Raw genomic sequence first — 18,574 nt, 5'->3', positions numbered from 1 at the left:
CCGCCGCGGGGGCGCTCAGGGCACACTGCACACATGGGTTTGGAAATTGATCGCATAGATTTCGATGCGGAGGACTTTCTCCGCTTTCGCGAGCGCCTGCACGACAACCTGGACGTGCTGGCGCAACTGCTGCGGCGTCCGGGTTTCGGCGAGGGCGAGGCGTCATTCGGCGCGGAACTGGAGATGTACATCGTCGACCAGCGCGGCCACCCTCTGCCGATCAACCAGGAGGTCCTGGCCGCCGCTGACGACCCGACGCTCACGCTGGAGCTGAACCGCTACAACCTCGAGTACAACCTGCCGGCGTTCGGCGTGCGCGAGCGGCCGTTCTTTGCCACCGAGCGGGCGATGCTCGACAGCCTGTCGCGGTTGCGCGCCGTGGCGCAGCGCTGGGACGGGCGCATCGTGCCCATCGGCATTCTGCCCACCCTGCGCGAGACCGATTTCGGCGCTGACTGCATCACCGACCGGCGCCGCTACCACGCCCTGGTGCGGCAGCTGATCCGGCAGCGCGGCGACAGCTTCCAAATCGAGATCGGCGGTGCCGAACCCCTGCGCATCGAGATGAACGACATCACTCTGGAAGGTGCGAATACCTCGTTCCAGGTGCACTACCGGGTATCGCCGGCGGTTTACGCGGATACCTTCAACGCGGTGCAACTGGCCACGCCGCTGGCCCTGGCGATCGGCGCCAATTCACCGACGCTGTTCGGGCATCGCCTGTGGCAGGAGACGCGTATACCGCTGTTCAAGCAGTCTATCGATACCCGCCACCTGGACCCCTACGCCTGTCACCAGCCGCCGCGTGTCGGTTTCGGCCTGGGCTGGGTGCGCGACGGCGCCGAGGAGTTGTTTCGCGAGACGGTCAGCGTCTACGAGCCGCTGCTGCCAATCTGCGCTGAGGAAACGGCGGCCCAGCAACTGGCGGCCGGGCGCATTCCCGGCCTGGCCGAGATGCGCCTGCACCAGAGCACGGTCTGGCTGTGGAACCGGCCGATCTACGACGACGCCAGCGGCGGCCACCTGCGCATCGAGATGCGCGCGCTGCCGGCGGGACCCACCGCCGTCGACATGGCCGCCAATGCCGCCTTTCTCATCGGCCTGGCCGAGGGCCTGCGACCCCAGCTGGCGCAACTGCTGCCGGCGATGCCTTTCCACTACGCGCAGTACAATTTTTACCGCGCCGCGCAGTTCGGTCTCGATGCACAACTGGTGTGGCCGGGGGAGGGCGGTAGCCGCGCCCGCGAACTGCCGGTGGACGAACTGCTGGCGAAGCTGCTGCCGGTCGCCGCCGACGGCCTCGCGGCCATCGGCATCGACGGCGAGGAGATTGCGCACTACCTGGGCATCATCGAGGAGCGCCTGGCGCGCCGTCAGTCCGGTGCGATCTGGCAGCAGAAAACCCTCGACAGCCTGGCGCTGCAGATGGATGCGGATCGCGCCCGCCACGCCATGCTCGAACGCTTTATTGAATACAGTACGGAAAACCTGCCCGTTGCGAGGTGGCCGCTTTGAGACGTTTTAAATTTGTACGCGATCCCGACCCCGAAGAGGTCGGCGAGAACATCGAACAATTCCTGCACTGGCTGGATGGGCCGGGCTGCCTGTTGCTGACCGGGGAGGACAGCTCGCGCACCCGCGCGCTGGTCACCCTGTTGCACGGCAACGAGCCCTCCGGACTGTTCGCCCTGTACCGCTGGCTGCGCAGCGGCCGCCGCCCGGCGGTCAACGTGGTCTGTATCGTCGCCTCGGTGGCCGCGGCGCTGGAGCCGCCGCTGTTTGAACATCGCATGCTGCCGCGTGCGCGGGATCTCAACCGCTGCTTCCGCCCGCCCTTCGACGATGCCCAGGGCGAACTTGCCGAGGAGATCCTGGAACTCCTGCGCCTGCACCACCCGGAAACGGTGGTGGACATTCACAATACCTCCGGTTCCGGCCCCTCGTTCGGCGTGTGCTGCCACATGGACCGCCAGCACGACGCCCTGGTCTCCCTGTTCACACAGCGCCTGATCGTGTCCGACCTGGGTCTCGGCGCCCTGATGGAGTTGTCCGAGCAGCAGCGCCCCACGGTGACCGTCGAGGTCGGCGGCAGGCTGGACGAGGAGGCCCACGAACTGGCCTTTGAGGGTATGTGCCGCTACTTCGAGAGCGAGGATGTGCTGCGCCCGGCGCAGACCGACTGGGGTCTTGAATTGCTGCGCGACCCGATCCGCCTGGAGCTGCGCGAGAACGTCACGCTGACCTACGCGGAAGCGCCCTGCGACAACTACGACATCACCCTGCTGCCGGACATCGAGCACCACAATTTCGGTGGTGTGGGCGACGACACCCTGCTCGGCTGGGCGGGCAGTGAGGCTACCCGCCTGTTTCGTGCGCAGGATGCCGGGGGGCACTGCGCGGTGTCGCGCCTGGTGCGCATCGAGGACGGCAATATCTATCCCGCACAGCCGCTGAAGCTGTTCATGATCACCACCAATGCCCTGATCGCCCACGCGGACTGTTTGTTCTATGCTGTCAGGGACGATGGGTCCACCATCTGCCACTGAAGCACCCGCCCGCAAGCACGAGGACACCACCATGCGCATCGGTATTTTCGCCGGCACCACGCCAGATATAAAAATGGACCTGGCCGGCGTGGTCGCCTTCGCCCAGGATATGGAATCGCGCGGTTTCGACAGCCTCTGGCTGCCCAATATCTTCGGTCTCGATGCGGTGGGCGCCTGCGCGATCGCCGGCTGGGAGACCGACCACATCGAACTGGGCACGGCGGTGACCCCGAGCTATCCGCGGCACCCGGCCGCCCTGGCGCAACAGGCCATGACCACCCAGGCCGCCTGTGGCGGTCGCTTCACCCTGGGTGTCGGGCTTTCCCACCGCCTGGTTATCGAGGACATGTACGGCATGTCCTACGACAAGCCGGCCAAGCACATGCGCCAGTACCTGTCGGTGCTGGCCCCCCTGCTGCGCGGTGAAAAGGTCGACTACGACGGCGAGGACCTGAGCGGGCACCTGCAACTGGACGTGCCCGGCGCGGAACCGGTGCCGCTGCTGCTCGCCGCGCTGGGGCCGACCATGCTCGACCTGGCCGGGCGCTACACCCACGGCACCACCACCTGGATGACCGGGCCGCACACGATTGCCGACCACGTCGTACCGGCGATCAGCGAGGCCGCCAGCGCCGGTGGGCACGCCGCGCCGCGCATTGTCTGTGGCATGCCGATCTGCCTGACCCGCGATGTCGACGCGGCGCGCGAGTATATTGGAAAGACCCTGGAGATTTACGGCATGCTGCCGTCCTACCGCGCGATGCTCGATCGCGAGGGGGTCGAGGGGCCAGCGGAACTCGCGCTGGTCGGCGATGCCGATACCCTGCGCGCGGACATCGACCAGCTGCGCCAGGCGGGGGTGACCGACTTCAATGCCGCGGTCATGCCCTTCGGCGATACCTTCGAGGCCACCCTGGAGCTGCTGCAGTCCGAGCTCGACAGCTGAAGCGGCCGCCGGGCTGGTTTACCCCACACCGGCAGGACCCCGTGGTATGACTGCAAACACCCCGGCTGCGGTGACGTTGGCCAACTTCCGGCGCGCCGAGACCGACCTCTACCTGCGCAAGTTCGTCGAGAACGGCGCCTTCGGCCAGTTCCTGCACGTGCCCTACCTGACCTCCATCGAGAAGCAGGACGTCGTGCGCATGAACCGCGATGCGCTGTATTCCTACGCCGTGGCGGACCTGTCGCTGGGTCCGGTCACGGTAACCCTGCCCGAGGCCGGCGGCCGTTTCATGGCGCTGCAGGTGATCGACCAGGACCACTACACGCCCGCGGTGGTATACACGCCGGGGAGCCATTGTTTTTCCCTGGCGGACGTCGGCACCCGCTATGCGCTGTTGCTGGTGCGCACGTTTGTCGACCCCGGCAGCGAGGCGGATTTCGCGCTGGCGCACGCGCTGCAGGCGCAGGTGCTGCTGCAGCAGCCGCGCGGTGCCGATTTTGTCATTCCGGCCTGGGATACGCTGGCCACCGGCCGCATTCGCGCGGCGCTCAACGATCTTGCCGCGGCGGCCGGGGGCATGGATTCGGCGCAGATGTTCGGTGCGCGCGGTGAGGTTGACGATGTGCAGCACCTTATCGGCACGGCGCTGGGCTGGGGCGGTAACCCGGCGCGCGATGCCTTTTACGTGAACGTACACCCGCCGGGCAACGATGGCGTCACGCCGCATGTGTTGCGCGTGCACGAGGTGCCGGTCGACGGTTTCTGGTCGATCAGTGTGTACAACCGGGAGGGGTATTTTGAGAAAAATGACCGGGACGCTTACTCGATTAACAATGTGAGCGCGCAGTGTGATGACGATGGTGGTGTGACGGTGTATTTCGGGGGTTGTGAACAGGCGCCGGGGAACTGCCTGCCGATTACTCCGGGGTGGAATTATGTGGTGCGGCTGTATCGGCCGCGGGCGCAGGTGCTGGATGGGCGTTGGGTTTTTCCGACGGCTCGGCCGGTGAAGCAAGGGGTCAGAGCCTAGGCTCTGACCCCGTTTACCCGTGACTCCGTTTGCCCTTGGGTCCGTTTACTTCGTTCACGGGCGCGGGCGCAATAACGGCCTACAACTCCTGCAACTTCAGGCCGAGTGATTCGCGCAGCGACTCGGTCGCGGGCAGCTGTGCGCTGCTGCTGACCACCGCGGTACTGGCGAGCTCGGGTTGCAGGTAGGTCTCCGCCACCCGGCGCAGGTCCTCGATGCTCACCGCCAGCACCCGCGCGCGGAACTCCTCACGCTGGGCGTGGCTGCGCCCGAACAGCCGGTTGTGGAAATGCTGCTTGGCCTCGCCGGCCGGTGAGCCGGGCTTGTCCAGGCTGCTGATCACACCGAGGATGCTTTCCTCCAGCGCGCGCGCCTCGTGGCGGGTCTCCAGCAGCCAGGCCACCGCGGCGTCGAAATCCGCCAGGGTCTCGGCCAGCCGCGGGTCGCGGTAGGAGTAGAAGCGAAACGCCGCCACGCCGGAGTCCTGCATTGCGCCGCCGCCGTAGGCACCGCCCTGTTCGCGGATGGCGCGGTGCAGGTAGCCGTTGCGCAGGACGCCGCCGAGCACGGTCAGTGCTGCCGCATCGGGGTGTTGCACCGACACCGTGGGATAGGCGCGCGCACAGAAATTGACCTGCGTATTGGTGATCCAGAATTCATTGCGACGCTCGCGCACCGGTGCCAGTGCGAAGGCGGGGTTCTCGCCCTCGACCTGTGCGCCCCAGGCCTGCGCCGCGGCCGCGGCGATGTCCGCCAGGGCCTCGGGCTCGGCAATCGCCAGCAGCTGCCGCGGCATACTGCTGACCTTGCCGTGCAGGCTGGCCAGTTCCGCGGCAAAGTCTTCGGCCTTGCCGTCCACCTGCAGGGCCTCGTCGATCTGGCGCAGGGCGCGAATCCCGGCGAGGCCGGTGAGGTGGTGGTTGAGACGTGCCAGCGGGCTCATGCCCGCACACGCGGCGGACATGGCGAGGCTGTGACCGTGGCCGGTCACCGCCTGTTCGCGCCGGGAGCGCTGCTGGCTGACCAGCTCGCGCAGGCGCGGCACCTCGTCGAAGCGCACGCTGTGCATGGTATCGGCCATCAGCTCGGACTGGGCCGCGACGTTGCGCAGCAGGGCCTTGGAGGAGAGCACGAAATGCGCGCTCACCGATTGTTCGTCGTCCACCTTGCCGCGCATGGAGGTAAACGCGGAGATAGAGCCGACGGTGGCCGACTGGCGGTGTTGCGCGTCGAGGTAACTGCCATCGCCCACGCCCAGCTCGGTGAGGAACTGGGTGTACAGGGGCAGCAGCTGCTGCATTTCCTCGTCCAGTTGTGGCAGCGGGGAGACCATCTGCTGGTACACCAGGCCATTGGTGCCGCGACCGTAACTGGTCATCGGCAGGGCGCCGGCCGCTCCCTCGGTGCATTCCAGCTCGGGCATGCTGGCGGGCACGTCTGCCAGTTCCAGACGCGGCAGCACGTCGGGGTCGTCCACCTGCTGCTGGCGGGCGACGAGATCGCGCGCCAGGCGCAGGGTGGCCTCGCGCTGCTCTTCGTCCATGGTCGCGCGCAGGGCGTCCAGGCGGGCTTTTTCGCGCTTCACGCGCTGGTCGGAGAGCTCGCGGTCCGGCTCCACCAGCAGGGTCACCCGGTGCGGGTTATCGAGCAGCAGGCGGCGGGCGAGCTCGCGGATGTACTGCGGGTCCTCGATGCGCTGGCGCAGGTAGTCCAGCACCGGTTCGAGGTCGAGCACAGCAATCGGGTCGCTGTAGTGGGTGGCCGAACCCAGCGCCTGCAGGATCAGCTGCAGGCCGTAGGGGTAGCCGTCACCGCTGATCTCGCGCTGGTGCAGCTCCAGCTGGTGCAGCACCGCCTGCAGGCGCTCGTGCTCCACGCCGTTGTCGGCGACATCGCGGATCACGTCGAGGACCAGGGCTTCGAGGGCCTCCGCATGCTCCGGGTCGGTGCCCTCGACGCCGCAGACGAAGACCATCTCGCGCATGGATTCCTCGAGCCCGCACAGGGGCGAGGGCGCGTGCGCCAGGGGCGTCGTCTCCAGCGCGCGCAGCAGGGGGGAGGCGCTGTTCTCCAGCAGCACGCTGGACAGCAATTGCGCCTCCAGCATCTCCTGCAGGTTGCAGCTCTCGCCCAGCATCCAGCCCACGATCAGGTGGGTGCGATGGTCGGTCTCACCGCTGTCGTCGAAGGCGTAGCGCTCGCGCACGCGCAGGGGCTGCGGCAGGCGCTCCTCCGCCGCCACCGCGATGCGCTCTTCCTGGCGCCCGAAGCGGTGCAGGGCGCGCTCCTCGAACTGCTGTTGCAGCTCCGGCGCGGGAATGTCGCCGTAGGTCATGAAGATGGCGTTGCTGGGGTGGTAGTGGCTGCGGTAGAACTCGCACAGCTGCTCGTAGCTGAGGTCCGGGATGTGCTCCGGGTCGCCACCGGAGTTGTAGTGGTAGGTCGAGGTGGGGAACAAGTGCTCGCAGAGTTTCTGCCATAGGTAGCTGGGCACGGAACTCATTGCGCCTTTCATCTCGTTGAACACCACGCCCTTGAACACCAGCTCGCTCTGCGGATCGTCCGGCTCGGCGAACTCGACGCGGTGGCCCTCCTGGGCGAAGTCCAGCGGATCCAGCCGCGAGAAGAACACTGCGTCCAGGTAGACCTGCAGCAGGTTGTCGAAGTCCTTGCGGTTCTGGCTGGCGAAGGGGTAGGCGGTCCAGTCAGAGCTGGTGAACGCGTTCATGAAGGTGTTCAGCGAGCGCCGCAGCATCATGAAGAACGGGTCGCGCACCGGGTAGCGTTCGCTGCCGCACAGCGCGGTGTGTTCGAGGATATGCGCCACGCCGGTGGAGTCCTCGGGCACCGTGCGCAGGGCGACCAGGAACACGTTCTCCGGGTTGTCCGCCGCCAGGTGGTAGTGGGTGGCGCCGGTGGCGCGGTGGCGGTACTCCTCGACGCGCAGGCCGAGGGCGTCGATGCTCTGCTGGCGCAGGGGTTCAAAGGCCGGATGGGCCCTGGGTAATGCCTGGTTCATAGTCGCTCTTCTGGGGACAGCACAAAACGCTAGTTTAGCGCGTTTCGGCCGCCTATTGCGGGTTTGCGACGGGTACCAGTTCGATATGGTAGAGCCAGGGCCAGCGCTTGCCGGTGACCCAGATGTCACCCGTCGCGGGGTCCACGGCGATGCCGTTGAGCACGTCGGTGCCGGCCTTGCGCTCCATGACCGGCAGCAGGCCGCGCAGGTCTATGCTGGCGCGCACTTCGCCAGTCTCGGGATTGATGATGACGATGCGGTCCGACTGCCAGATATTGGCCCAGACTTCGCCATCGACCCATTCCAGTTCATTGAGCCTGGTCACCGGCTTGCCGTTCTCGGTGACCCGGATTGAGCCGGTCACGCCGCGCGTGCCCGGGGAGAGGAAGTACAGTCTGTCGCTGCCGTCGCTGTAGATCAGGCGCGTGCCGTCGTTGGTCATGCCCCAGCCCTCGCCGGCCAGGGGGTGCCATTCCACGGGGGAGAGGTCGTCGCGCTTGAACACCAGCAGCATGCGCTCGCGCCAGGTCAGCTGGTAGATGAAGTCGCCGAACACGGTGACGCCCTCGCCGAACAGGCGCGGGTTCAGGTGGCGGGTGACTTCGGGCTCCATGCTGGCGAAATCGATACGCTGCAGCACCGACTGCCCGTAGTTGCCGGAGCCGACGTACAGTTTGCCGTCACGGATTTCCAGGCCCTGGATGAACAGGCTGCGGTCCTGGGGTTTCTTGTCGATGACCCGGTAGCCGTACTGCTCGATGGCCAGGGCGGGTGCCGACAGCGCGGCGGTGGCGAGTAGTGCGCAGGCGAGGCGGCACAGGCAGTGGTACATAGTTCAGGCCCGGTTACGTGACAGGTCGCGGACCAGGAAGCGGGCCGGGGACAGCGCGCGCGACAGTTCGCGCGAGACCGGCGGCGCTTCGGCGCAGATCTGGCTGGCCAGCAGTTCGGCACACAGTGGCGTGGAGCTCAGGCCGCGTGCGCCGTGGGCCGTGTTGACATAGAGTCCGGGCATGTAGGGGCCTCGCTGGGCGATGATTTGACGGGCATTCTTGCGCAAGCCGGCATAAGCGTGCAAGAACGCCTCGCGCTCCGGCGCCGGCCCGCACAGGGGCAGGTAGTCGGGGCTGGTGCAGCGTATGCCCACCCGGCCGTGCAGTTCCGCGGCCGGCAGGGCGTCCAGCCAGGGCTGCCACTGGGGCAGGGCGGCGGCCAGGTTGTCCAGGTTTTCCCGGTGCTCTGATGGGCGCAGTTCGACGTTGCGCTCGCGCGGCCGAAAGGTCGCGCCGATACAGTGCTCGCCTCCAGCCGCGGGTGCAATGTAGCCGCGGTGGCATACCGCTGCCCGCAGGGTGCTGCTCGCCGCGCTGGCGGGCAGTTGCGTGGTCTGTCCGGGCATCTCGCGCAGCGGCAGCCAGTCCAGACCGGCCTGGGACAGGCTGGTGTGCCCGGCGCAGATCACCGCGACTGGCGCCTCGCCGACCAGCTTGCCGTGCGCATCCCGGGCCCGCCACTGGCCACCCTCGTGCGCCAGTGCCAGTTCGCCGCAATTGCTGCGTACCTGAATGCCGGGGTGCTCGAGCAGCGCGCGGCACAGCGCCGTCGGCCGCAGCCAGCCCGAGCCAAGGAACCAGAAGCCCGGCAGTGCCGTTGCCAGACCCAGGTGTTGCTCCGCCTGCCCGGGCGTCAGCCCCGCGGCCAGGTCCTCGAGGCCGGTGAGTGCCGCCGACAGGGCTGCGAACTCGTCGGCATCTTCCTCGAGATGGAACATACCGCACAGTTCGCCGTCCTCCCCCGTGTGCAGCTCGGCGCGGGCGAACATGCCCGCGTAGTGGCTGCTGGCGTGGCGGAAAGATTGCAGGGCGAAGTCGGTCAGCGCCGCGTGGCGGCGCGACAGGCGCGTGTACAGGATGCCCTGCGGGTTGCCGGACGCCGCGCCGGCGATCGCCCCGCGCTCAAGCACGGTGACCGCCAGGCCGCGCCGGGCCAGGGCGCGGGCCACGCTGCAGCCGGCCAGCCCGGCGCCCAGTACCAGGGCACTGGCGGCGGGATCGGTGGGGGTATCCGGCAGGTCCCAGGGGGTTGCCCGCAGCGGCGGTGCGGGCGCGGCGGAGGACAGAACGCCGCCCAGGGATTCGCGCTTGCGGCCGTAGCCTGGAAATTTGTGCATATCGAAGCCGGCCGCCGCCAGCCCGCGGCGCACTTCCCCGGCCGCGGTGAAGGTGGCGCAGGTGGTGCCCGGCCGCGACAGCGCGGCGATGGCCGGGAACAGGGTCGCCGACCACATCGCCTCATTGCGCGCCGGGGCGAAGCCGTCCAGGTACCAGGCATCGACCTGCGGGCCGTGGCTGGCGAGATCCGGCAGCGCCTGCGCCACGTCCTCCCACCACAGGTCGAGCAGTACGGCGCCGTCCTCCAATACCAGCCGATGCTGCCCCGGCAGCCGCCCGGGCCAGTACGCGATCAGCGCCGCCGCCAGTTCGCCAAGGTCCGGCCACGCGACCAGCGCCCGTTGCAGTTCCTCGCGCGCCAGCGGGTAGCGTTCCACCGAGATGTAGTGCAGGCGCGGCCGCGGTGTCGGCAGTGTGCGCCAGGCCTGCCATGTGAGCAGGAAGTTGAGCCCGGTGCCGAAGCCGGTCTCGGCAATACAGAAGCGCTCCCCGGGCCAGTCCTGCCAGCGCTGCGGCAGCTGGTTGCCGGCCAGGAACACGTGGCGGCTTTCCGCCGCCCCGTCCTCGCGTGAGAAGTAGATGTCCTGGAACCGGCCGGACCAAGGCTCACCTGCGGCAGTCCACTGCAGGTCGGCGGCGGGGGTCGGCCCCCAGGGCGTGTTGTCGCGGTTCACGATGCGGTGGGGTGGGTGCTGGCGTACATGGGCGGCAAGCATAGCAGTCGCGGCTCGCCGCCGGCTATGCGGTCACCGGCACCCGTGAACAGCAAGGCAGCAGTCGCCGTTGCCTGCGGCGGCGCCTGCCAGTAGACTTGCCAGCCTGCGAAAACACCGAGGTGACCATGGCCAAGTACGAGACCAAAAGCCTGTCCAGGAACCAGTTCCTGACCGTGGCCGTCAACCTGCTGCACAAGGCGCTGGTCGAGTCGCCGCGCACCGACGCCAAGAACCTGTTCAAGGCGCTGGCCCAGGGCAAGCGGGTGGCGCTGACCAATGTGCAGATGGAAGACAAGTCCACCGTGCGTTTCGACCTCGCGCTGGATCACACCGAGTTTCACGGCAACTTCAACTACAGCGCCTTCCGCGCCAGCACGCGCACGCTGATGGCGAACATCGCCGCTGCGGTGCAGGAGGACAAGGAGGTCAGCACCTTCGGCGCTGAGAACAACGAGGACAAGATGATCTTCGGCATCCCCGCGGTGACCATGGAGGAAGGCCAGCCCACGGTGATGGTGCTGGCGGCGGACCTCGGTGGCCGCGACGCCTCGGTGCTGCTGCACCTGATGTACCTCGGCCACGAGCAGTTCCAGCAGGCCGCCGCCGACGGCGCCGCCTGAGGCGCAGACGGCTCAGCCGGCGACCGTCACCTGCGGTGTCGGCGGGCAGGGCAGGGAGAGCTTCTCCGCCGGGGCCACCACCTTCGCGGTACCGGTGAGCACGGCCTTGCCGTCCTGATTGCGCGCGGTGCAGGCCAGGGTCACCGCCTTGCGCTTGTCCTCCTTCTCCGTCACCTCCAGTTCCACGCTGATCACGTCGCCGATCCTGACCGGCAGGCGGAAGCGCACCTGTTGCTCCATGAAGATGGTGCCCGGACCGGGCAGGCGCATGGCCAGTGCCGCGGAGACGAAGGAGGCGGTGAGCATGCCGTGGGCGATGCGCTCGCCGAAACGGGTAGTTGCGGCGAAGTCTGCGTCCAGGTGCAGGGGGTTGACGTCGCCGGTCGCGGCGGCGAACAACTGGATGTCGCGTTCCTCCACCTTGCGCTCGAAGCTGGCGCGCTGGCCGATGCTGATTTCGTCGTAGGTGTAGTTGCTCAACTGCGTCATGGCTTTGCTCCGGGATGATGGCGGCGCAAGCTTAACGCATTTCCGCGTGTGGTGTTGTCCGAGCGGCCGCGCTGGCCGGTTCAGGGCGCCGCGGTGTCGACGGCGCTGCGGTTGGGGTCGGCGCTGGTGCGCCACTCGACGAATTTCACGTCCTGCGGCGGAATGGTATCCCGTGCGGAGACCTCGGCGACCAGGCGCAGGCCGTCGCTGAAGAACGGGTCGTCGGTGAGGTTGCTGCGCGGTGCCTCGGCGCTGGCCGCGGCGGCGCCGCCGACGAAGGCGAAACGCCGCACCGCGCCACTGACCAGCAGACTCTGCAGCAGGTGCTCGCGCGCCTCGTCCACGTTGGGGTCGATCACGTGGGTGGTCAGGGTCGGACTCAGCCAGGTTGCCTTGATGCCGATATCGCGGCTGACCTGCCCCACCCAGACCGGCTTGCCCTCGAAACGAAACGGCGCCAGCCACAGGCGGATGTGGTTGCGCTGCAGGATGTTGCTGCGCGCGCGCTGCATCGCCAGGTCCTGCTGGCGGCCGAACAGGTACAGCGGGCTGATCGGCGCCACCGGGTAGGCGCTGCCGGAGATCGCGGCGCCGAGCATGCGGCGCACGGTGTCGCTGTCGATGCGGTGGGTGGAGGACCAGCCGCCGCGGGTCAGCGCCGAGAGCACCGCCGCGCTGTCGCCGACCAGGACCACGTTGAGCGGGTCGCCCTCGCGTTCTCCGGCCTTGTCGTAGGTGCAGCAGGGCAGCGCCAGCAGTTGCTGGCGCAAAGTGTCCAGGTCGTGCTCGGGCAGGGTTTCGTCGCGGTAGATGGCGGCGACATCCAGGGCCTCGAAATCAAATTCGCCGTCCGGCAGGGCGACGGCAAAGCCGTAGCTGAGTACCTCGTTGTTGCCCATCAACAACACCGGCAGGTAGCGGCCGCCCTCGTGGCGCGGGGCCAGCACGAAGCCCTCGCTGACACTGCCGGAGGGCGTCTTCAGCGGAATGGCGAGTTCGCGAAAGCGCGCGGTGGCGCGCTGCTCGTTCTCGCGCGAGAGGCGCCAGTGGAACAGTATGGCGGCCTCGTCAGGGGCGAAGTAGTTGGCGTCCAGTGCCGATACCAGCAACCAGTAGCTGTGCGGCGAGGCGTTCTCGATGCGCAGCCATACCGCCTGCAGGCCCACGTCGGACAGGTCCACGCCGTACAGGGCCTGCGCCTCGGCGTCGGACAGGATGCTGGCGGAGACGGTGACCTGCCCCTGGGTCTCGCGGTGCAGGCGCTCGCGGTCCGGCCACTGGTCCAGTGGCGCGGGGGCATAGCTGGCGCAGCCCCCGAGCGCAGCCAGCAGGAACAGTGCGGCCAGCAGCCTGGCGGCGATTGCGGTCTTGGCTCTCGGCATCCGTGCAGTCTAACCCCTATTGCCCGCTTTTACCGCGTGTATCGGGCGCGCCATCTGGCCCCGAAAGATCCGCCACCACATAGCGCACCAGCGCCTGGAACAGCAGCGAGCGCGGGTACGGTCGCGGGTCGGGGCGGGCGGCGAAAAATTCCAGTTCCTCCTCGATAGGCACCGCGATACTCCAGTGATCCGCATGGGCAAAACCCAGCAGGGTACTGCCCGGCACCCAGCCCTCCTGCGGCGTGACCTGGCCGTCGTTGAGTCGCGCCTGGTCGGCCAGCAGTCGCCAGCTGGGGCGCAGGGCGCGGGCCAGGTGTTGCTCCGTGGCAATTCCCAGCAGCGAGTAGAAGCGGATGCCGGCCGGTGGCGAGTTTTCCCGCCACCAGGCCTGGCGGCGCTCGGTGACCAGGGCGTCGATGACGCCGCCGTCACCCGGGTCGCAGTGCCCGGAGAAGCCGTGGGCGATGAACACATCGTAGACCCAGTCGCCGGTGTCCGCGGTGGCGCTGCCCAGCGTAGGGCCGGCGACGCTGATCACCGCGTCGATGTAGTCTGCCATGGCCGGTGTCTCGGCCAGGAATTGCAGGATATCGACGGTGCCCTTCGAATAGCCGAGCAGGATGACCGTGTCCTCCGGCGACAGCTGCGCGGTCTGGAGTTCCCTGGCGATGATCGCCGCGTTGTACTCGGCGCTGGAACGGCCGCTGACCGGAATGCGGACGACATCCGCGCCCGCGCTGCGCAGCACCTCGGCGCCGTCGCGATAGGCCTGTGAAGCGCTGCCGAAGCAATCGGAGAACGCGCCGCCGACGATGAAGACGCGCGAGCTGTCGTCGACGAGCGTCTCGGCAGGAGCGAGCGAGGGCGCATCGGCCGGGCCGTGCGACCCGGTGGCGGCGGGTTCATCGGGCAGTCGCCAGAGCAACTGCTCACAGTCCGGGTCCGCGGCGACCAGGTCGGGCTGTTGCGCGTGCGCCAGGGCGCAGAAGGTGTCGCGAAACACGGCCCGCCCATCCAGCGCCAGCGGCAGGCCGGGCAGGGGGGAGGGCGCGCTGGCGATCTCCTCCGGCGTCGGCAGGCTGGCGCAGGCGGACAGCAGCATTGCGCCCAGCGGTGCCAGCAGGCGGTGGAGCCTGAGCCCTGCAAGCCGGGCGCAACGACCCGGCGTAGTTTTTGTCGTGCCGTTCACGTTCCCTGTTCCCTGTGCGGCGGGCACCCTGCTTCGGGGCTGCCCGCGTTTTTGCCAATCATACGCGGGTAAGCGCAGCGCACTCCACTGGCGACGCAGCGGTTGCGCCGGCGCCGATAATCGCGCATTGTTCGCGGTCGATAAGCTGACCTGCATACCTCCTGTCTCCCGTCCCGATGTCCCCGCTCCCGGAAACCCTGCAACTGCACATCCGCTACCCGGAAGAACTGCCGGTGGCCCAGTGCCGCGAGGAGATCGCCAGGGCGATAGCGGAACACCAGGTGGTGGTGGTCGCCGGCGAAACCGGTTCGGGCAAGACCACCCAGCTGCCCAAGATCTGCCTGGAGCTCGGCCGCGGCCGCGCCGGCCTGATCGGCCACACCCAGCCGCGCCGGCTCGCCGCGCGCACGGTGGCGCGGCGCATCGCCGATGAACTCCAGGTGGAACTCGGCGGCGCGGTCGGCTACCAGGTGCGCTTCACCGACCAGGTGTCCGAGGACACTGCGGTCAAATTGATGACCGACGGCATCCTGCTCGCCGAGATCCAGCGCGATCGCGAGCTGCGTCGCTACGACTCCATCATCATCGACGAGGCCCACGAGCGCAGTCTGAATATCGACTTCCTGCTCGGTTACCTTAAGCGCCTGTTGCCGCGGCGCCCGGACCTCAAGCTGATCATCACCTCGGCGACCATCGACGTGGCGAGCTTCGCCCGCCACTTCGGCGACGCTCCGGTCATCGAGGTCTCCGGTCGCAGCTACCCGGTGGAGACCCACTACCTGGGCGCGCCGCAGGAGGAGGACCAGGACGCCACCGAGCGCATCGCCGAACTGGTGCGCGAGATCGACAGCGGCGCCTGGGGTCCGCGCGGCGACATGCTGGTGTTCCTGCCGGGCGAACGCGAGATCCGCGAAACCGCCCGCCTGTTGCGCGGCGAGCAGGCGCTCGACGTGCTGCCGCTGTATGCGCGCCTGTCCCAGGCCGAGCAGAACCGCGTGTTCGATGCGGCGGGCGGACGCGGCCTGCGTGTGGTGCTGGCCACCAACGTGGCCGAGACCTCGCTCACCGTGCCAGGCATCCGCTATGTGATCGACCCCGGCGAGGCGCGCATCAGTCGCTACAGCTACCGCACGAAAGTGCAGCGCCTGCCCATCGAGCCGGTGTCCCAGGCCAGCGCCAACCAGCGCCAGGGGCGCTGTGGCCGGGTCGGGCCGGGGGTCTGCCTGCGCCTGTACAGCGAGGAGGATTTCCAGCGTCGCCCGGAGTTTACCGACCCGGAGATCCTGCGCACCAACCTCGCCGCCGTCATCCTGCAGATGCTGAGCCTGGGCCTGGGCAAGGTGAAGGACTTCCCGTTCATCAACCCGCCGGATTCCCGGCTGGTGCGCGACGGCTACAAGCTGCTCGAGGAACTGGGGGCGGTGGACGGCGACGACCGGCTCACGGACATCGGTCACAAGCTGGGGCGCCTGCCGGTGGACCCGCGCCTCGGGCGCATGGTACTGGCGGCCCAGGGCGAAGGTTGCCTGGCGGAGATCCTGGTGATCGCCAGTGCGCTGGCGGTGCAGGACCCGCGCGAGCGACCCCAGGAGAAACAGCAGCAGGCGGACCAGGCCCACGCCCGGTTCCGCCACGAGCGCTCGGATTTCATGGCCTGGCTGAACCTTTGGCGCTACTACGAGGGCCAGCGCCAGGAACTCAGCCAGAACCAGTTGCGCAAGCTGTGCAAGCGCGAGTTCCTGTCCTGGCTGCGCATGCGCGAGTGGCGCGACGTGCACACGCAACTGGCCATCGCCTGTCGCCAACAGGGCCTGCGCGCGTCATCGGCCCTGCCGGAGGAGGAAAACTACGCCGGCGTGCACCGCGCACTGCTGGCGGGCCTGCTCGGCAATATCGCGCAGCACCAGGAGGATCGCGACTACCTCGGCGCGCGCAACCGCAAACTGCAGATTTTCCCGGGGTCGTCGCAGGCGCGCAAACGCCCCAAGTGGCTGGTGGCGGCGGAGATCGTCGAGACCTCGCGGGTCTTTGCCCGCGACGTCGGCACCATCGAACCGGAGTGGATTGCCCAGGCCAACCCGGCACTGCTCAAGCACCACTACTACCACCCGCGCTGGCAGCCGCGCAGCGGCCGGGTGATGGCCTACGAGCGGCTGTCGCTCTACGGCCTCACCGTGGTCGACAAACGCTCGCTGCACTACGGCCCCATCGACCCGCCGGTCGCCCGTGAACTGATGATCCGCGAGGGTCTGGTGGCCGGGCGCTACCAGCGGCCGCCCGCATTTCTCAAGCACAACCTGCGACTGGTGCGCGAGGTCGAGGAACTGGAGTCCAAGACCCGCCGCCGCGACATCCTGGTGGACGAACAGGCGCTGTTCGAGTTCTACGACCAGCGGCTCCCCGCGGATTGCTATAACAGCAAGCAGCTGGAGTCCTGGCTGCGGCGCGAGTCGCAGGCGGCGCAAACCCTGCGTATGTGCCGCGAGGACCTTATCGCCCGCGACCCCGGCGCACTGGGCGACCAGTTCCCGGACCAGTTGCAGCACGGCGATCTCACCCTGCGCCTGGACTACCGCTTCGAGCCCGGCGGCGAGGCGGACGGGGTCTCGGTGACGGTCCCTGTGGCCCTGCTCAATCGCGTGCCCCGGCACCTGTTCGAGTGGCTGGTACCCGGCTTGCTGCGCGATAAATGCATCGCCCTGGTCAAGGGCCTGCCCAAGGACAAGCGCAAGCGCCTGGTGCCAGTACCTGACCACGTGGACCGTGCACTGGCGGAACTCACTCCGGGCGACCGCGACCTGCTCGACGCGCTGTCCGAAATTCTCGGCCGGCAGGCGGGGATCAAATTGAGGCCGGCGGATTGGGATACGCAGAAGCTCGACGACTTTTACCGCATGAACATTCGCGTCGTCGATGCCGACGGACGCCTGCTGCAGCAGGGCAGGGACCTGGCGACCCTGGTCGAGGCCTACCGAAGCGATACCCGGCAGAGTGTCAGCACCAGCGAGAGCGCGTCCCCCGCGCGCCAGGGCCTGACGCGCTGGGACTTCGGCGATGTCCCGGAGCAGTGGCGTTTTACCCAGGCTGGCGTGGAGATCGTCGCCTACCCGGCGCTGGTGGATTGCGGCGACAGTGTCGCCATCGAATTGCTGGATTACGCGCACAGCGCCGCGCGGGCACACCGCCTGGGCGTGTTGAAGCTGCTGCGCCTGCACAGTGCGCAGACCGTGAAGTACCTGCGCAAGCAGATGTTCAAGGGCAATACCGCGCAGCTGGCGCTGGCCGGGGCTGGGGTGTCGCGCGAGGCACTGGTGGAGGACCTGATCGATGCCGCCCTGGCCGAGGGGCACGACCTGGAGGCCGGCGCGCCCCGCGACCAGTCGGCGTTCGAGACCGTACTGCAGCGCGGGCGGGCGCAGGTTGTGGAGCGCGCCAGCGCCCTGGAGTCGGCCCTGCTCACGGCCCTGCAGGCGCTGGCGGATGCGCGGCAGCGACTCGCGCGCATCCCCACCGGACAGTGGGCGGACAGCGTGGCCGATATCGAAACCCAGGCCGCTGCCCTGTGGCGCCCTCACGCCCTGCGCGACGCGCCTGCCCAGTGGCTGGGCCAGTACCCGCGCTATATGAAAGCCCTGCAGCAGCGCGTCGAGCGCCTGGCCGGGCAGTACCCCAAGGACCAGAAGCACCTGCATCTGCTGGAGTCGCTGCAGGCGCCGTTGTGGGAGCTGGTAGAGCGGCGCGAGGGTATCCTCGACAGTTGCGAGGACGCCGCGCGCTATCGCTGGATGCTCGAGGAGTTGCGTGTTTCCCTGTTTGCGCAGAACCTCGGCACGCGCATGGCGGTGTCGCAAAAGCGCCTGGAGGAGCAGTGGGCCGCGGTGCAGGCCTGGCTGCGCGAGCACCCCGCCTGAGGACTGCCAACGCCGCCCGCGGGCTTGTGAAAAAATACCATCGAGTTCCGGGCAGACGTTATACTTCCGTGAAACTTCATTTTTCGACTTGGGTCATACTACGACCCGTATGGCGCCCCCGGGGTACACCGGGACGCCGCTTTACGTGGCAACACAAAAACTCTCACTCCGATACAGGTTACTCATTATGTCTCAATCGAAAAAACCACTGGCCATCGCTCTCGGTACCGCGTTCCTGGCGTCTTCCATCGCACCGCTGGCAGCGGCCTCCAGCAACCCGTTTTCGGCGCAGCAGCTGAGTGGCGGCTACGACCTCGCCAACCATGCGAAGCTGATGGAAGAAGGCTCCTGCGGTGGCAAGTCCGCCGAAGGCTCTTGCGGTGAGAAGAAAGCCGAAGGCTCTTGTGGTGAGAAGAAAGCTGAAGGCTCCTGCGGCGAGAAAAAAGCTGAAGGCTCCTGCGGCGAGAAAAAAGCCGAAGGCTCCTGCGGTGAGAAAACCACCGAAGGCAAGTGCGGCGAAGGTAAGTGCGGGCACTGAGCTCGCGGGTAAACGCC

At 67.9% G+C, this 18,574-nt stretch carries 13 protein-coding genes; 7 read left to right on the top strand and 6 right to left on the bottom strand.

What is annotated here, in order from left to right:
- The first annotated feature begins 33 nt into the window (after nt 1-33).
- Genes E4634_RS00320 through E4634_RS00305 form a run of 4 tightly spaced genes read left to right on the top strand, consistent with a single transcriptional unit; the run spans nt 34 to nt 4,522 of the window.
- Entirely contained in the window at nt 34-1,515 is a 1,482-nt protein-coding gene (locus E4634_RS00320) for a glutamate-cysteine ligase family protein (protein ID WP_135440611.1), read from the top strand.
- On the top strand, nt 1,503-2,546 hold the full coding sequence (locus tag E4634_RS00315; protein WP_206046743.1) for a M14 family metallopeptidase: 1,044 nt from the start codon (nt 1,503-1,505) through the stop codon (nt 2,544-2,546). Before E4634_RS00320 ends, E4634_RS00315 begins: the two co-directional genes overlap by 13 nt.
- Nucleotides 2,547-2,577: 31 nt before the next feature.
- Nucleotides 2,578-3,492 carry an LLM class F420-dependent oxidoreductase gene (locus tag E4634_RS00310; RefSeq protein ID WP_135440609.1) on the top strand — a complete coding sequence of 305 codons (915 nt, stop codon included), beginning with the start codon at nt 2,578-2,580 and terminating at the stop codon, nt 3,490-3,492.
- 46 nt (nt 3,493-3,538) lie between these two features.
- Nucleotides 3,539-4,522 carry a DUF1254 domain-containing protein gene (locus E4634_RS00305; protein ID WP_167854692.1) on the top strand — a complete coding sequence of 328 codons (984 nt, stop codon included), beginning with the start codon at nt 3,539-3,541 and terminating at the stop codon, nt 4,520-4,522.
- A 79-nt stretch (nt 4,523-4,601) separates the two neighbouring features.
- Here the strand turns inward: E4634_RS00305 and E4634_RS00300 are convergent, their stop codons facing one another.
- Genes E4634_RS00300 through mnmC form a run of 3 tightly spaced genes read right to left on the bottom strand, consistent with a single transcriptional unit; the run spans nt 4,602 to nt 10,428 of the window.
- Complete coding sequence (locus E4634_RS00300; protein ID WP_135440607.1) at nt 4,602-7,541, bottom strand: insulinase family protein; 2,940 nt, start codon at nt 7,539-7,541, stop codon at nt 4,602-4,604.
- A gap of 52 nt (nt 7,542-7,593) precedes the next feature.
- Nucleotides 7,594-8,373: a glutaminyl-peptide cyclotransferase gene (locus E4634_RS00295; protein WP_135440606.1), complete on the bottom strand. Its 780-nt coding sequence runs from the start codon at nt 8,371-8,373 to the stop codon at nt 7,594-7,596.
- A gap of 3 nt (nt 8,374-8,376) precedes the next feature.
- The gene (mnmC, locus tag E4634_RS00290) at nt 8,377-10,428 is read right to left on the bottom strand and encodes a bifunctional tRNA (5-methylaminomethyl-2-thiouridine)(34)-methyltransferase MnmC2/FAD-dependent 5-carboxymethylaminomethyl-2-thiouridine(34) oxidoreductase MnmC1 (RefSeq protein WP_135440605.1); all 2,052 of its coding nucleotides are present in this window, start codon (nt 10,426-10,428) and stop codon (nt 8,377-8,379) included.
- A gap of 95 nt (nt 10,429-10,523) precedes the next feature.
- Here mnmC and E4634_RS00285 point away from each other — a divergent pair, with 95 nt between their 5' ends.
- Nucleotides 10,524-11,048, top strand: a complete 525-nt coding sequence (locus E4634_RS00285) for a hypothetical protein (protein ID WP_135440604.1) — start codon at nt 10,524-10,526, stop codon at nt 11,046-11,048.
- Nucleotides 11,049-11,060: 12 nt separating this feature from the next.
- Here E4634_RS00285 and E4634_RS00280 read toward each other — a convergent pair whose 3' ends face one another.
- From E4634_RS00280 to E4634_RS00270, 3 genes are all read right to left on the bottom strand, one after another.
- Nucleotides 11,061-11,537, bottom strand: a complete 477-nt coding sequence (locus E4634_RS00280; RefSeq protein ID WP_135440603.1) for a MaoC/PaaZ C-terminal domain-containing protein — start codon at nt 11,535-11,537, stop codon at nt 11,061-11,063.
- Nucleotides 11,538-11,617: 80 nt separating this feature from the next.
- Complete coding sequence (locus tag E4634_RS00275) at nt 11,618-12,919, bottom strand: LssY C-terminal domain-containing protein (protein WP_135440602.1); 1,302 nt, start codon at nt 12,917-12,919, stop codon at nt 11,618-11,620.
- 16 nt (nt 12,920-12,935) lie between these two features.
- Nucleotides 12,936-14,021, bottom strand: a complete 1,086-nt coding sequence (locus E4634_RS00270) for a hypothetical protein (protein WP_135440601.1) — start codon at nt 14,019-14,021, stop codon at nt 12,936-12,938.
- Between the two features lie 263 nt (nt 14,022-14,284).
- Here E4634_RS00270 and hrpA point away from each other — a divergent pair, with 263 nt between their 5' ends.
- Both hrpA and E4634_RS00260 read left to right on the top strand, forming a co-directional pair.
- A complete protein-coding gene (hrpA, locus tag E4634_RS00265) occupies nt 14,285-18,019 on the top strand; it encodes an ATP-dependent RNA helicase HrpA (RefSeq protein ID WP_135440600.1) in 3,735 nt (1,244 codons plus the stop codon).
- A gap of 145 nt (nt 18,020-18,164) precedes the next feature.
- Entirely contained in the window at nt 18,165-18,557 is a 393-nt protein-coding gene (locus E4634_RS00260) for a hypothetical protein (protein ID WP_434783488.1), read from the top strand.
- Nucleotides 18,558-18,574: the final 17 nt, after the last annotated feature.

It is taken from the genome of Mangrovimicrobium sediminis, from assembly GCF_004745945.1.
GTDB classification, from domain to species: Bacteria; Pseudomonadota; Gammaproteobacteria; order Pseudomonadales; family Halieaceae; genus Mangrovimicrobium; species Mangrovimicrobium sediminis.
Note: the sequence above shows the minus strand (reverse complement) of the source record. Positions and strands in the feature narration are given on the sequence as shown.

Excerpts from the sequence above, each read along its gene's own strand:
- E4634_RS00320 (WP_135440611.1), top strand. The coding sequence starts at position 34 with ATGGGTTTGGAAATTGATCGCATAGATTTCGATGCGGAGGACTTTCTC.
- E4634_RS00310 (WP_135440609.1), top strand. The coding sequence starts at position 2,578 with ATGCGCATCGGTATTTTCGCCGGCACCACGCCAGATATAAAAATGGAC.
- E4634_RS00305 (WP_167854692.1), top strand. The coding sequence starts at position 3,539 with ATGACTGCAAACACCCCGGCTGCGGTGACGTTGGCCAACTTCCGGCGC.
- E4634_RS00300 (WP_135440607.1), bottom strand. The coding sequence starts at position 7,541 with ATGAACCAGGCATTACCCAGGGCCCATCCGGCCTTTGAACCCCTGCGC.
- E4634_RS00295 (WP_135440606.1), bottom strand. The coding sequence starts at position 8,373 with ATGTACCACTGCCTGTGCCGCCTCGCCTGCGCACTACTCGCCACCGCC.
- mnmC (WP_135440605.1), bottom strand. The coding sequence starts at position 10,428 with ATGCTTGCCGCCCATGTACGCCAGCACCCACCCCACCGCATCGTGAAC.
- E4634_RS00280 (WP_135440603.1), bottom strand. The coding sequence starts at position 11,537 with ATGACGCAGTTGAGCAACTACACCTACGACGAAATCAGCATCGGCCAG.
- E4634_RS00275 (WP_135440602.1), bottom strand. The coding sequence starts at position 12,919 with ATGCCGAGAGCCAAGACCGCAATCGCCGCCAGGCTGCTGGCCGCACTG.
- E4634_RS00270 (WP_135440601.1), bottom strand. The coding sequence starts at position 14,021 with ATGCTGCTGTCCGCCTGCGCCAGCCTGCCGACGCCGGAGGAGATCGCC.
- hrpA (WP_135440600.1), top strand. The coding sequence starts at position 14,285 with ATGTCCCCGCTCCCGGAAACCCTGCAACTGCACATCCGCTACCCGGAA.